Consider the following 811-nt stretch of genomic DNA (forward strand, 5'->3'; position numbering starts at 1 on the left):
TAACCCTAAAAAAGCTATGGAAGACTACAAAAAAGAAACAGGAAAAGGTGCAGTAGGTGTTATGCCTGTTTATGCTCCAGAAGAAATGATTCATGCAGCAGGATTTCTTCCAGTAGGTATATGGGGAGGACAAAAGAGTATTTCTAAAGCACGTGCATATTTAGCACCATTTGCTTGTTCAATAATGCAATCAGTTATGGAAATGCAAATTGAAGGTGCATACGATGATTTAGAAGCTGTACTTTTCTCAGTGCCATGTGACACTTTGAAATGTCTTAGCCAAAAATGGAAAGGAACATCTCCAGTAATCGTATTTACACACCCTCAAAACAGAAAAATAGAAGCAGCAAATAAATTCTTAGTTGAAGAATTTAAGATTATTCGTCAAAAGTTAGAAAAAATATTAAATGTTGAAATTACAGATGAAGCAATAAATAAAAGTATTGAAGTTTATAATGAAAACCGTAAGGTTATGCGTGAATTCTCAGACGTTGTTGCTGAATATCCACAAATAATAGATCCAATAAAACGTCATGCAGTTATAAAAGCAAGACTTTTCATGGAAAAATCAAAACACACTGCTATGGTAAAAGAATTAATAGCAGAAATTAAAGCTTTACCAGTTGAACCATGGACAGGTAAAAAGGTTATCTTAACAGGAATCACTGCTGAGCCAAATGAAGTATTAGAAATCTTCAAAGAAAATGGTTTAGCTGTTGTTGCAGATGATCTTGCACAAGAATCAAGACAATTTAGAAATGATGTTCCAGAAGGAACAGATCCATTATACAGATTAGCTAAATGGTGGCAA

1 protein-coding gene is annotated in these 811 nt (G+C 33.7%); it reads left to right on the forward strand.

Annotated elements, in window-relative coordinates:
• On the forward strand, nucleotides 1-811 hold an 811-nt coding region (locus OW763_RS16785), incomplete at both ends, for a 2-hydroxyacyl-CoA dehydratase subunit D (RefSeq protein WP_268042748.1).

The organism is Clostridium aestuarii, from assembly GCF_026735135.1.
Lineage (GTDB): Bacteria > Bacillota > Clostridia > Clostridiales > Clostridiaceae > Clostridium_H > Clostridium_H aestuarii.